Here is a 12,865-nt window from a genome sequence, read left to right as displayed (position 1 = left end):
CTCAGCCTCCCTGCACGGCGGTGAGGACCTCGACGCGGTCGCCCTCGGCGAGGGCGGTCGCCGCCCACCGCGCGCGCGGGACGACGGTCTCGTTGACGGCGGCGGCCACCCCGCGCGGCGCCGCGGTGAGGGACCCCACCAGTGCGTCCAGCGCGGTGCCCGCGACGATGCGGCGGGGTTCGCCGTTGACCGAGATGGTGACGGAAACGCTCATGCGGGCTGCTCCAGCTGTTCCACGGGTGCGGCGCCGAACCGCCGCGGGGTGAACGGACGTGCCTCCGGCGGTAGGCCGCCGGTGACCAGGGTGTGCGCCAGCACGTCCCCGGTGACCGGCGTGAGCAGCACCCCGTTGCGGTGGTGGCCGGTGGCCAGCAGCAGCCCGTCCAGGCCGGACGGGCCGAGCAGCGGGGCGTTGTCGGGGGAGGCGGGCCGCAGCCCGGCCCGGGTCTCGGTGAGCGGCAGCTCGGTGATGCCGGGCACCAGCTCGTGGGCGTCGCGCAGCAGCTCGTACACGCCGCCCGCCGTGACCGTCGTGTCCCAGCCCAGCTCCTCGCTGGTGGCGCCGACGACCAGCTCGCCGTTCTCCCGGGGCACCAGATAGACCTGGCTGCCGCGGACCACCGCCCGCACGGTACGGCTCAGGAACGGCGCGAACCGGTGGGGCACGGTCAGCCGCAGCACCTGCCCCTTGACCGGCCGGACCGGTGGACGCAGCTCCTCCGGCAGGCCCGCGAGCCGCCCGCTCAGGCTCCCGGCCGCGAGCACCACCTGACCGGCGCTCAACCCGGTCCCGTCGGCCGTGGTGACCCCGGCGGCCCGGCCTCCCGCGACGTCCAGCCGCTCGGTCCACGCGCGGTGGAACACCACGCCGGCCCGCTCGCACGCCGCCATCAGGGCCGCCGCCAGCCGCCGCGGGTCGACCTGGTGGTCGCCGTCGACCCGCAGGCCGCCGCGCACCCCGGGCGCCAGCATCGGCTCCAGGCGCCGGCACTCCCGCCCGGACAGCCACTCGGAGGCGAGCCCCGAGCGCTGCTGCAAGGCGTGCAGGTCCCGCAGGTGGGCGCGGTCGTCGGCGTCGAGCGCGACGGCGAGGGTGCCGCAGCGGCGGTAACCGGGGTCGTGACCGGTCAGCTCGGTCAGCTCGGCCACGAACTCCGGGTAGCGGCGGGCCGACTCCAGGTTGAGGGCGAGCAACGTCTCCTCGCCGTAGTGCAGTTCGGTGACCGCGGCCAGCATCCCGGCCGCGACCCGGGCGGCCCCGCCACCCGGCTCGGGGTCCACCACGGCCGTGGCCAGCCCGCGTTGCGCGGCCCGCCAGGCCGTGACCAGGCCGATGATCCCGCCCCCGATGACGAGGACGTCGGACGTACGTGACGACATGGGCGTCCAGCCCCTCCCTTCGCCGGCATGACCCGGATCAGGTTCGTACGGTCGGAGGCCGCCAGCCTCCCTCTCAGCCCGGTGCGTCCGGGCTCCCGCGAGTGCTTGTACGGTGGCCACCCTAGCCCGCCCCGCTCACCACGCGTAAGGGAGTCCTCCGCCATGTCCCGCTCGCTCGACGGACTGCATTTCGCCCCCGTGGCGGACCAGGCCCCAGGTCAGGTGGGCACCCGCACCCGGTTCGCCTACCACGAGGACGACGGCGCGATCTGGGCCGGGTACGCGGGCGGCGACGTCGTGCGGGGCCACCTGGTCGGCACCCGCGAGGGCGACCGGCTGGACTTCCGCTACGTGCAGCTGAGGACCGACGGCACGACCGCCTCGGGGCACTGCGTGTCCACGGTCGTGGAGCTGCCCGACGGGCGGCTGCGGCTGGAGGAGACCTGGGAGTGGGAGTCCCGGCCGGGCTCCGGCACCAGCGTTGTGGAACAGGTCACCGAGCACGCCCCCTGACTGACGGAACGTCACCTGACTAAGGTGATCGGGTGAGCGAGCAGACAGCGCAAGAGGGCACGTCGCAAGGACCCCGCGTGGTCGTCGTCGGCGCGGGCATGGCCGGGGTCCAGACCGCGGTCGCCCTGCGGGAACAGGGCTTCCGGGGCGCGGTGACCGTCCTCGGGGCCGAGGCCCACCAGCCCTACGACCGGCCGCCGCTGTCGAAGGCCGTCCTGCTCGGCAAGGCCGAGGGTTCCGCCTTCGACGTGGACTTCGAGTCCCTCGGCGTCGAACTGCGCCTCGGCTGCGAGGTGCGCGGCCTGCGCCCCGGCGACCACGAACTGGACACCGGCACCGGCCCGGTGCCGTACGACGTCCTGGTCCTCGCCACCGGCGCCGAACCGATCACCCTGCCCGGCACCGAGGACCTGCCCGGCGTGCACCTGCTGCGCACCCTGGACGACGCCGAACGGCTGCGGCCCGTCCTCGCCCGGCAGCACGACGTCGTGGTCGTCGGCGCCGGCTGGATCGGCGCCGAGTTCGCCACCGCCGCCCGCGAGGCGGGCTGCGCGGTGACCGTCGTCGAGGCCGCGGACCGGCCGCTCGCCGGCGCCCTGCCCGCCGAGGTCGCCGCCCCCATGGCCGCCTGGTACGCCGACGCCGGCGTCGAACTGCGCACCCACGCGCGCGTGGAGCGCGTCGAGCCCGGCGCGGTGCTGCTCGCCGACGGCACACGGCTGCCCGCCGGCGCCGTCGTCGTCGGCATCGGCGCCCGCCCCGCCACCGCCTGGCTGGCCGGCTCCGGCATCGAGCTGGGCGCGCACGGCGAGGTCCTCGCCGACGCCCGCCTGCGCACCTCCCTGCCGGATGTGTACGCCGTCGGCGACTGCGCCTCGTTCCCGTCGGCCCGTTACGGCGAACGGCTGCTCGTCCACCACTGGGACAACGCCCTCCAGGGCCCGCGCACGGTCGCCGCGAACATCCTCGCCGCCGACCACCTCGGCGACACCCCGCAGACCTACGACCCGGTGCCGTACTTCTGGTCCGAGCAGTTCGGCCGGTTCGTGCAGCACGCCGGCCACCACGCCGCCGCCGACCACCTGGTCTGGCGCGGCGACCCGGCGGGACCGGCCTGGACGGTGTGCTGGCTGCGCGAGGACCGGCTGGTGGCCCTGCTGGCGGTCGGCCGCCCCCGGGACCTGGCGCAGGGACGACGGCTGATCGAGGCGGGCCGGCGGATGGACGCCCGGGCGCTGGCCGACCCGAGCCGCCCCCTGAAGGACGCCGGCACCGACTAGCCGGCGGCGCCCTTCGGGGCACGCCGGCGACGGTCGGCCGCCCCGGCACATCGTCCCAGGTGGACCCACCTGGCTTCCGACTGTCAGTGGGGGATGGCAGGCTTGTCCTGTGACCGAGATTGACGCAAAGATCGAAGCTCTCGTCCCCGCCTGGCTCACCCTGCCCGACATCGCCGAGATGTTCGGTGTCGAGGTGACGCGTGTGCGGCAGCTGGTCAAGGACGGCCAGCTCATCGCCGTACGCCGAGGTGAGAACAGGGCGCTGCACGTCCCCGCCGCCTTCATCGACGAGGACAAGATCGTCAAGGGCCTGACCGGGACCCTGACGCTCCTGCGGGACGACGGCTTCACCGACGAAGAGATGATCGAGTGGCTCTTCACCCCCGACCCGACCCTGCCCGGCACCCCCGCGCAGGCCCTGAGCGAGAATCGCGGCACGGAGGTGAAGCGCCGCGCCCAGGCGCTCGCCGTCTGAGGCGGCCCGCACCAGGGGCCGGCGTGCGGGCCCCGTGCCCGCACGCCGCCCGCACCGTCAGACACACCGACCACGGGGGGACCCACGCATGTCCGACACCGCCCGCGCCGCGCTCGCCGACGCCCGTCTGTACCTGTGCACGGACGCCCGCAAGCGCCAGGGCGACCTGCCGGAGTTCCTGGACGCGGTCCTGGCCGGCGGTGTCGACATCGTGCAGCTGCGCGACAAGGGCATGGAGGCCGCCGAGGAGCTGGAACACCTCCGGGTCCTCGCCGACGCCTGCGCCCGGCACGGCAAGCTCCTCGCGGTCAACGACCGCGCGGACGTCGCCTACGCCGTCCGCGCCGACGTGCTGCACCTCGGGCAGGGCGACCTGCCGGTCCCGGCCGCCCGCGCCGTCCTCGGCGACGACGTGCTGATCGGCCGCTCCACGCACTCCGTGGCCGAGGCCACCGCTGCCGCCGCCCAGCAGGGCGTGGACTACTTCTGCACCGGCCCCTGCTGGCCGACCCCCACCAAGCCCGGCCGGCCCGCCCCCGGCCTCGACCTGGTCCGTCGCACGGCGGCCCTCGGCACCGACCGTCCCTGGTTCGCCATCGGCGGTATCGACCTCGGCAACCTGGACGAGGTGCTGGACGCGGGCGCCCGCCGGGTCGTCGTGGTCCGCGCCCTCACCGAGGCCGGCGACCCGGGCGCCGCGGCGGCCGAGTTCGCGAAGCGGCTGCGCGAGACCCGGTAACGCGAGACCCGGTAACACGGGGTCCGGAAACACGGGGTCCGGTGGCGGCCGGCCGGTTCCGCACGGCGTCCGCTGTCCACCTGCTGGACAAAAAGCAGATAATTCAGGCGAATATCCCCTGATCGGTTGGGGGACCGCCCACCCCTGGTTAACCTGCGGGTATGGCCCTCGGAACCGCGTCCACCAGGACTGATCGCGCACGTACCGTGCGTGACATGCTCGCCACCGGCAAGACGGTCTACTCGTTCGAGTTCTCGGCGCCGAAGACCCCCAAGGGCGAGCGGAACCTGTGGAGCGCGCTGCGGCGGGTCGAGGCGGTCGCTCCCGACTTCGTCTCCGTGACCTACGGCGCCGGCGGCTCCACCCGCGCGGGCACCGTCAAGGAGACCCAGCAGATCGTCGCCGACACGACGCTGACCCCGGTCGCCCACCTCACCGCGGTCGACCACTCCATCGCCGAACTGCGCAACATCATCGGCCAGTACGCGGACGCCGGCATCCGCAACATGCTCGCCGTGCGCGGCGACCCGCCCGGCGACCCCATGGGCGACTGGGTGCCGCACCCCCGGGGTCTGACCTACGCCGCCGAACTCGTCCGGCTCATCAAGGAGTCGGGCGACTTCTGCGTGGGCGTCGCCGCGTTCCCGGAGATGCATCCGCGCTCCGCGGACTGGGACACCGACGTCGCGCACTTCGTGGACAAGTGCCGCGCGGGCGCCGACTACGCCATCACACAGATGTTCTTCCGGCCGGAGTCCTATCTGCGGCTGCGTGACCGGGTGGTGGCGGCGGCCTGCGACACCCCCGTCATCCCCGAGATCCTGCCGGTCACCAGTGTGAAGATGCTGGAACGGTTGCCGAAGCTCAGCAACGCCCGCTTCCCGGATGCCCTGAAAGAGCGGATCCTCACAGCGAAGGACGATCCGGCGGCGGTACGCTCCATCGGTATCGACTTCGCCACGGAGTTCTGCGCTCGGCTGCTGGCCGAGGGAGTGCCCGGACTGCACTTCATCACGCTCAACAACTCCACGGCGACCCTGGAAATCTACGAGAACCTGGGCCTGCACCACCCCCCGCAGGCCTAGACCGGCCGCACCGCGATACGACACACTGCGGAGCCACTGGGAGAGGGGCGTACATGGGCTGGACGGTCCTCTACATCGCGTTCGGCGGCGTCGCGCTGTGGCTGCTCGGTGAGGTACTGCTGCAATACAAGGCGCGCCTGCGCTGGCGGCTGCTCGCCTTCGCCGGCTTCGTCGGTGTCGTGCTCGGTGTGCTGATCCCCTCCGTCGTCGTGATCGGACTGGGCGCGATCGCCTTCGCGGTCGGCCAGACCTACGTCACGCTGTCGTTCCGCCGAGGCTTCGCCTCGGGCTGGGCGGTCAAGCGCCCCGGCCCGGAGGCCGAGGGCGGCAGCAAGCGCCGCCGCGGCCGGGCGGACCGGCACGAACCGGACACGCAGGACACCGGCCCGCAGTTCGCCGGTACCGCCGACGACCGGGACGCCGACCACGGCGCCCAGGACGCCCATGACGGTTACGGCGGCCACGCCCAGGCGTCCGGTGACTACGACGACTACGACCGCGACGACGTCTTCACGCCACCCGCCTCCCGGCCGGCCGAACCGACGGCCGCCGGGACCGGTGACGTGTACGCGCCGCAGCCCCTCCCCGACGACACCGGCAACTACGGCGTCTACGGCGGCCCCGCCTACGCCGGGACCGCCCAGCCCCAGGGCGCGGCCCAGCAGAACTACGCCTACGACTACTCCGGCTACGGCCAGCAGGGCTACGGCTACGACGACGCGGGCCAGCAGGGCTACGCCAACTACTCCGACCCGTACATCGGCAGCCAGCCCTACGGCGACGCCTCCTACGGCACCGACTACTCCCAGCAGTACGGCCAGCAGGGCTACGCCCAGGACCCGTACGCCGGCGGCTACGGCGAGCCCCCGGCCAACGGGGTGTGGGTGCCGCAGCAGCGCACCGACGAGACGTACGGCGGCGAACTCCCGCAGGAGCAGCCCTACCCGCACCAGGCGGGCGCCCAGCAGCCGCAGCCCGGCGCCGGGTACGACGAGCAGTACCGCTTCTGAGGGCCGGGCCGGGCCGGCGAGCGGCGGGCCCGCTCGCCGGTGGGCCGGTCACTGCGAGCCGCGGAACTCCGGGCCCTCCACGATCAGCCCGGCCACCAGCGCGCCCGACATGCCGGCGTGCGGGAGGCCGCCGCCCGGGTGGGACCAGCCGCCGACCCGGTAGAGGCCCGGCAGGCGCGTGGTGTTCCCCGGGCGCAGAAAACGCCCCTGGCCGGCGGCGAGCGCGGGCGCGGGCACGGCACCGGAGCGGGCGCCCGTCTCGTCCTCGACGTGTCCGGGCGCGCGGACCTCGTGCCACAGCAGACGCTCCCGCAGACCGGGTATCACGCGCCCGGCGGCTTCGAGGAGCAGCTCGGTGTACCGCCGCACCGTGGCCTCCTCCGTCCAGAGGGCCTCGGGCGACACCACGGCGGACAGCACCACCGACTCGTGCCCGTCGTCGGGCCGGAGCGCGGGGTCGTCGGGGCGCAGCACGGTCACCGTGGGCGGCGGAGGCACGTCACCGCCCGGCGAGACCAGGAAGTCCAGTTCCGACTCGGGGGCCGCCGGATGGACGACCGTGCGGTGCACGACCTCGGACTCCGGCGCGCCGCGCAGGGCGAGCAGCAGGGCGAACCGGGCGAACGGGGCGGCGAGGGGCTCGGCCCCCACGTCACCGGCGGTGTCCAGCTCACGCTCCGTCAGGGCCCGCAGCCGCGCCGGGTCCACGTCCGCCACGACATGGTCGGCGTCGGCCACCGTGCCGTCCGCCAGCTCCACCCCCGCGGCCCGGCCGTCCTTCTCCACGATCCCGGTCACCTCGGCGCCGAAGACGAACTCCACCCGCCGCCGCACACACCGCTCGTACACCGCGCGCGCCAGCTCCCGGACGCCACCGCGCACGTACCAGGTGCCGAAGGCGTGCTCCATGTACGGCAGCACGGCCGCGCTCGCCGGGACGGTGCGGGGGTCCAGGCCGTACGCGAGCACCTCACTGTCCAGGAGGTCCGCCAGGCGGTCGTCGCGCAGCTCCCACCGGCCGATGTCGGCCGCCGTGCGTGCCGTCCGCGTGCGCAGCAGCCGCTTGTGCGGCACCGCCGGATACGGCTCCTTCCCGGCCAGCACCTGCCAGTCGGGCCACAGCGGTTCCTCCAGCAGCGGCCGGCGCGTGCGGTCCCAGGCCTCGCGGGCCCGCACCAGGAAGTCGCCCCAGCGCCGGCCCGCTCCCTCGCCCAGCGCCTCGTCCAGCGCCGCGACGACACCCGCGCGCGAGGCGTTCGGCAGCGACACCGCGGTGCCGTCCGCGAAGACGTGCCGGGCCGACGGGTCGACCTGGACCAGCTCGACGCAGTCCTCCAGCGGCTCCTTGCCGGTCTTGACGAACAGGTCGCGGTACACGGCGGGCAGGGTCAGCAGTCCCGGGCCCGTGTCGAAGCGGAACCCGTCCCGCTCGAAGCGGCGCACGGCACCGCCGTACGTCTCCGTCCGTTCGTACACCGTCACCCGGTGGCCCGCGACGGCCAGCCGGGCGGCAGCCGCCATCGCGCCCATCCCGGCGCCGATCACCGCAATCCGTGCCATGCCTGCGACTGTACCGAGGGCCACCGACAATCCGTCCGCCGGGCGGTCGCGGCACCGGTCAGGGGGCCCGGGTCACCGGCTGCCGCTCCGCACGCCGCCGGGCCCGGCGGCGCAGGAAGCGCCGGATGCGGGAGACGAGGAACACCAGGAGCAGCAGCCCGCCGGCCAGCAGGACGGCGGCGACGACCGCAGCCGCCTCGGGATGGAACATCGCGAACGCGACGACGCCGCCGACCCCGAGGTCCTCGGCGAGGCTCAGCACGACGTTGCTGAACGGCTCCGGTGAGGTGTTGACCGCCATCCGCGTGCCGGCCTTGACGGTGTGGCTGGCCAGCGCCGTCGACCCGCCGATCAGGCCGGCCGCCACGTCCGGGAGCGAACCGCTGTGGCCGGCGAGCAGCGCCCCGACCCAGGCGCCGGCGGCCGGCCTGATCACCGTGTGCACGGAGTCCCACACCGAGTCGACGTACGGGATCTTGTCCGCGACGGCCTCGCACAGGAACAGCACGCCCGCGACGACCAGCACCTGGGGGCTCTGAAGGGTCTGCGGGACGTCGTCGCTCAGTCCCGTCGCGCCGAACAGGCCGAGCAGCAGCACCACCGCGTAGGCGTTGATGCCGCTCGCCCAGCCGCTCGTGAAGACCAGAGGGAGTACGGACACGGAGGCGATCGTAGCCATGCGGCGGGCGGGTGTCGTGGGCCCGCGCACCGACAGCTGAGTACACGTACTCAGACCTGCGGATGAGTATGCGCGCGGATGGGATGCCGGCCCCGGAGAAGGGAGAGTGGTGACCACGGCAGGGGGCGTGACCCGGCACCGCCGGCACGGGGCGGCGGAACGGTGCGCGCCCGCCGCCGCTCCTTCCGCCGATCCGTCGGCGGGAGCGAGGCACGGGGGTCCCGGGGAAGACCACCACGGGGGTCCGCACGGGGAACCGTACGGCGACACCGTACGGGGGAGTCCGGAAAGGAAGCACGGGGGAGCACGGGGAAGGGGAAGGCGCCGGTCCGCGGACGGACCGGCGCCTTCCTCGTGCGCCCGTGCTGCCGGAGGCTCTCAGACCCTGCCGCTGACCCGGCCCTGGAGCAGCCGGGACAGGGCCGCGTGGACGTCGTCCAGGGAACGCTCCGGCTGGAAGGACTGCCAGTCCAGCGCGGCCACCAGCACCATGCCGACGAGCGCCGCCGCCGTCAGCTGCACGTCGATCTCCTCGCTGAACTCCCCGGCCGCCACGCCCTCGCGCAGCACGCCCTCCACCACCGCGACGGCCTCCTGCCGCACCACCATCAGGGTGGACTGCCAGGCCCGGTTGGTGCGCCACAGCTCGGCGACGTACAGCTGGGTGAAGGCCGGGTAGCGGTCGATGAAGACCAGACCCGCGCGGATCATGGCGTCCAGCGCGTCCACCTTGCCGCCGCCCTCGGCCGCGGTCCGCTCGGCCGCCTCCTTCAGCGAGGCGGTGAGCAGGCCCACGCCGTGCCTCAGCAGCTCCTCGAAGAGGACGGACTTGCTCGCGAAGTTGTAGTAGACCGTGCCCTTCGCGACCCCGGCCCGCTCCGCGATCTCGTCCACCGTGGTCGCGGAGAACCCCTGCTCGGCGATGAGGGTGACGGCCGCCTCGTAGAGCTTCTGGCGGGTGGCCTCGCGGCGCGGGCTGCCGCCGGACCTGGCGCTGCTGCTTTCCATGGCCCCGATTCTCACAGGTACGCGCGCGTGCGGGTGCTTCCCGGGGATCACAGGCTCAGCTCCGGGTGCAGCCGGTCCAGCGTCCACACCTGGCGGCGCCGGGCCGCGAGGGCGGTCAGCGCGAGGGCGCCCGCGGTGAACGCGCTGAGCACGAAGCACGCCTGCCACACCGGGCCCAGCCCGCCGCCCGTGATCAGCCGGCGCAGCGCCTCCACGATGTAGCTCATCGGCAGGAACGGGTGGATCGCGTTGAAGAAGCCCGGGCTGGTCTGCACCGGATAGGTGCCGCCCGCCGAGGTCAGCTGGAGCATCAGCAGCGCGAGGACCAGGATCCGGCCCGCCGCGCCGAACTGGGCGTTCAGCCACTGCACGATCGCCGCGAAGCAGGCGGTGACCAGGCACAGGAAACCGATCGTGCCGGCGGCCCGGAGCATCTGGAGGCCGATCGCCCAGTGCAGTACGGCCATCAGCGCGGCCACCTGGAGCACCCCTACGGCGACCACGGGCAGCCAGCCCGCGAGCGCGATCCGCCAGGCGGACGAGCCCGCCGCGAGGGCCCGCCGGTTGAGCGGCGCGATCAGCATGTAGGCCACCATCGCGCCGACCCAAAGGGACAGCGGAATGAAGTACGGGGCGAACCCGGTGCCGTAGTTCGGCGCCTGGTGCAGGTCGTGGGAGGCCAGCTGGACCGGGTCGGCCATCACGCCGGTGCGCCGGTCGCGGTCCTGCTTGTCGTAGTCCGGGATCTTCTTCGCGCCGGAGTGCAGGCCGCCGGCCAGTTTGCCGGAGCCGTCGGAGAGCTTGTACAGGCCGGCGTTCAGGGTCTCGGCGCCGGACTTCGCCGTTCCGATGCCCTGGTCGAGCTTGTCGGCGCCGGTGTGCGCGGTGCCGAGCGCGGTGTGCAGCTTCTCGGCCCCGGCGGCGACCTGCTGCGCGCCGGTGTTCAGCTTGTTGATCTTCTTGACGGCGTCCTCGACGTCCTCGGAGAGGTGCGGAGCGCGCGCGGCGAGGGCATCGGCCTGCTTCTGGAGCGTCCCCAGGTTGGCCCGCATCGTCCTCAGGTCGCCGTCCTGGTCGGCGATGAGCGTGTTCAGGTCGTCGGCGACGGTGGCCACCTCGGCGGCGGCCAGCTTGACCCGCTTCAGGTCGGCGCAGGCCGGGTCGGGGACGCTCGCGTTCTCGCAGCGCGCCTTGTAGACCTCGTCGATGACGGCCGAGGACGCGTGGGCGGTCCTGGCGGCGCCCGGCGCGAGCTTCACCAGGACGTCGAGGTTGTCCTTGACCGTCCTGGCCGAGTCGGAGACCAGCCGGGCCGTGTCGCCGATGGTCTTCTCGTTGCTCTTCAGGAACGGTCCCGCCTCGGCATAGACCCCGTTGACCCGGTCGGCCAGTTGCCGGGTGCCGTCGGCGACCTGCCGCGAACCGTCCTGAAGGTCGCCCGAGCCCGTGTCGAGCTTCTTCAGGCCCTTGGCCAGCCTGCCGCTGCCGTCCTTGGCGGTCCTCAGCCCGTCGGCGAGCTCCTTGGAGCCCTTCTCCGCCTTTCCGATGCCGCTGTTCAGTCTGTCGGCGCCCTTGGCGGCCGTGACGGTCTTGTCGTGGATGTCGGAGAAGGAGACGAAGATCTTGTCGAGGAAGCCCCGGGAGGCCTTCTTGGACGCCGCCGAGCGCACCTCGTTGAAGACCGTGCGGGAGATCTGGCCGACGATGTAGTTGTTCGCGTCGTTGGTGCGCACCTGGAGGGCGCCGGTCTCCGGGGAGTCGCCCGAACTGGAGGCGATGCGCCGGCTGAAGTCGGCGGGCATGGTCAGCGACAGGTAGTAGGTGCCGTCCTCGACACCCGCGTGGGCCTCCTCGGCGCTCACCTCGTGCCACTCGAACGTCCGGCTGTCGCGCAGTCCGCCGACGATGTCGTCACCGGCGGTGATCTTCTTCCCGCCCGCCGTGGCGCCCTTGTCGTCGTTCACCAGGGCCACCGGGATGCGGTCCAGACGGCCGTAAGGGTCCCAGAAGGACCACAGGTAGAGCGCGCCGTAGAGCAGGGGCAGCACGAGCAGCGCGACCAGGGCGGCGCGCGGCAGCTTCCCGCGCCCGAAGCGCCTCAGCTCAAGCGCGGCGAGCCTCGGTGAGCGCATCGCTCTCCTCCTTCGCGTCCTCGGGTCCGTCCTGCGGGTCACTGCCGTCACCGGTCCCGGCGTCGCTGTCGTCGTCGCCCGTGCCGAAGCCGGTCGCGTCGCCCTCCGCGGAACCGGTCGTCCCGTCGCCGGTGTGGTCGTCGCGCAGGGTGGAGACGGACACGCAGTCCGCGGGGGCGGTGCGGCACACCGCCAGGACCGTCGTCCCCGCGCGCGTGAGGGACCGCAGCAGGTCCCACACCTCGGCGCGCTCGGCGTCCGAGAGCTTCATGTCCACGTCGTCCACGCCGAGCAGCCGGGGCCGGCCGATCAGGGCCAGGGCGACGGACAGGCGCAGCTCCTCCAGCCGTTCCAGGTCGCGGACGGCGGTGCGGGAACCCTTGGGCAGGCTCTCCAGGTCGAGTCCGGCGGCGGCCAGGGCCGCGTCCACGCGCAGCCGCGCCTCGTGCGCGCGGCGGACCCGGGGGTGCAGCAGCTCGCGCAGGGAGTCGCCGAACCGGCGCTGGAGCAGGGACCGCTCCCGCAGGTGCTCCCCGACGGTCAGGGCGGGTTCCGGATCCGTCACGCCGGCCACGTTGGCCACCGCGCTGACGCGGCGCAGGGCCGCCATGTGCCGGGGAAGTTTGAGACCGCCGACGGCGGCCACTCCTTCAGTGGGCTTCATCCGTCCCGTGAGTGCGAGGAGCAGACACGTGCGGCCGGAGCCGGACGGTCCCTCGATCGCGATCAGCGAGCCGGGCTCCGCGTCGACGGTGACGTCGCGGAAGGCCCACCCCCGTGGCCCCTTGAGCCCGAGGCTCCCGGCCCTGACGTCAGCGCCGGTCGTGCTGTCCGTGCCCTCCACGCGCCCCCCTGCCCCTTGAAATTGAACTGACTGGTCAGTGCAAAAATACGCCCGAACTGACGGTCGAGGCAAAAGCGCAGGTCAGGACGGATTGTCAGTGGTACGCCTCACGATGGGTACATACGGCATACGTGCCGTCACCCAGACGACAGGAGGTTCG

The 12,865-nt window shown here is 73.5% G+C and carries 13 protein-coding genes and 1 riboswitch; of the genes, 6 read left to right on the top strand and 7 right to left on the bottom strand.

What is annotated here, in order from left to right; translation table 11 throughout:
• Nucleotide 1: 1 nt before the first annotated feature.
• Together thiS and thiO are read right to left on the bottom strand one after the other, a co-directional pair.
• The gene (thiS, locus tag AB0F03_RS00835) at nucleotides 2-214 is read right to left on the bottom strand and encodes a sulfur carrier protein ThiS (RefSeq protein ID WP_361984835.1); all 213 of its coding nucleotides are present in this window, start codon (nucleotides 212-214) and stop codon (nucleotides 2-4) included.
• A complete protein-coding gene (thiO, locus tag AB0F03_RS00830) occupies nucleotides 211-1,380 on the bottom strand; it encodes a glycine oxidase ThiO (RefSeq protein ID WP_361984832.1) in 1,170 nt (389 codons plus the stop codon). The genes thiS and thiO overlap by 4 nt, the downstream gene beginning before the upstream one ends.
• Nucleotides 1,378-1,489, bottom strand: a riboswitch (TPP riboswitch). It overlaps the preceding gene by 3 nt.
• Nucleotides 1,490-1,542: 53 nt before the next feature.
• Here thiO and AB0F03_RS00825 point away from each other — a divergent pair.
• The 6 genes from AB0F03_RS00825 to AB0F03_RS00800 all read left to right on the top strand — a co-directional run bounded on the left by AB0F03_RS00825 (nucleotide 1,543) and on the right by AB0F03_RS00800 (nucleotide 6,482).
• Nucleotides 1,543-1,893: a hypothetical protein gene (locus tag AB0F03_RS00825; protein ID WP_361984829.1), complete on the top strand. Its 351-nt coding sequence runs from the start codon at nucleotides 1,543-1,545 to the stop codon at nucleotides 1,891-1,893.
• 32 nt (nucleotides 1,894-1,925) lie between these two features.
• Nucleotides 1,926-3,173, top strand: coding sequence for an FAD-dependent oxidoreductase (locus tag AB0F03_RS00820; protein ID WP_361984826.1), 1,248 nt, complete (start codon nucleotides 1,926-1,928; stop codon nucleotides 3,171-3,173).
• 109 nt (nucleotides 3,174-3,282) lie between these two features.
• Nucleotides 3,283-3,648: an Rv2175c family DNA-binding protein gene (locus tag AB0F03_RS00815; protein ID WP_361984823.1), complete on the top strand. Its 366-nt coding sequence runs from the start codon at nucleotides 3,283-3,285 to the stop codon at nucleotides 3,646-3,648.
• Between the two features lie 88 nt (nucleotides 3,649-3,736).
• Nucleotides 3,737-4,387, top strand: coding sequence for a thiamine phosphate synthase (gene thiE / locus AB0F03_RS00810; protein WP_361984820.1), 651 nt, complete (start codon nucleotides 3,737-3,739; stop codon nucleotides 4,385-4,387).
• A gap of 161 nt (nucleotides 4,388-4,548) precedes the next feature.
• On the top strand, nucleotides 4,549-5,472 hold the full coding sequence (metF, locus tag AB0F03_RS00805; RefSeq protein ID WP_361984817.1) for a methylenetetrahydrofolate reductase [NAD(P)H]: 924 nt from the start codon (nucleotides 4,549-4,551) through the stop codon (nucleotides 5,470-5,472).
• 53 nt (nucleotides 5,473-5,525) lie between these two features.
• Nucleotides 5,526-6,482 (top strand): hypothetical protein, encoded by a 957-nt coding sequence (locus AB0F03_RS00800; RefSeq protein WP_361984815.1) that lies wholly within the window; start codon nucleotides 5,526-5,528, stop codon nucleotides 6,480-6,482.
• A 48-nt stretch (nucleotides 6,483-6,530) separates the two neighbouring features.
• On the opposite strand, the gene AB0F03_RS00795 is transcribed toward AB0F03_RS00800, so the two are convergent.
• The 5 genes from AB0F03_RS00795 to AB0F03_RS00775 all read right to left on the bottom strand — a co-directional run bounded on the left by AB0F03_RS00795 (nucleotide 6,531) and on the right by AB0F03_RS00775 (nucleotide 12,705).
• Nucleotides 6,531-8,042, bottom strand: a complete 1,512-nt coding sequence (locus AB0F03_RS00795) for an NAD(P)/FAD-dependent oxidoreductase (protein ID WP_361984812.1) — start codon at nucleotides 8,040-8,042, stop codon at nucleotides 6,531-6,533.
• Between the two features lie 58 nt (nucleotides 8,043-8,100).
• Nucleotides 8,101-8,703 carry a DUF4126 domain-containing protein gene (locus AB0F03_RS00790; protein ID WP_361984809.1) on the bottom strand — a complete coding sequence of 201 codons (603 nt, stop codon included), beginning with the start codon at nucleotides 8,701-8,703 and terminating at the stop codon, nucleotides 8,101-8,103.
• Nucleotides 8,704-9,099: 396 nt separating this feature from the next.
• On the bottom strand, nucleotides 9,100-9,729 hold the full coding sequence (locus AB0F03_RS00785) for a TetR/AcrR family transcriptional regulator (RefSeq protein WP_361984805.1): 630 nt from the start codon (nucleotides 9,727-9,729) through the stop codon (nucleotides 9,100-9,102).
• Nucleotides 9,730-9,776: 47 nt separating this feature from the next.
• A complete protein-coding gene (locus AB0F03_RS00780; RefSeq protein WP_361984802.1) occupies nucleotides 9,777-11,861 on the bottom strand; it encodes a YhgE/Pip domain-containing protein in 2,085 nt (694 codons plus the stop codon).
• Nucleotides 11,833-12,705, bottom strand: coding sequence for an ATP-binding cassette domain-containing protein (locus AB0F03_RS00775; RefSeq protein WP_361984799.1), 873 nt, complete (start codon nucleotides 12,703-12,705; stop codon nucleotides 11,833-11,835). The genes AB0F03_RS00780 and AB0F03_RS00775 overlap by 29 nt, the downstream gene beginning before the upstream one ends.
• Between the last annotated feature and the right edge of the window lie 160 nt (nucleotides 12,706-12,865).

This window comes from Streptomyces sp. NPDC028722, assembly GCF_040637655.1.
Lineage (GTDB): Bacteria > Actinomycetota > Actinomycetes > Streptomycetales > Streptomycetaceae > Streptomyces.
The sequence above is the reverse complement of the archived record's forward strand: the minus strand, read 5'-3'. Positions and strand labels throughout refer to the sequence as shown.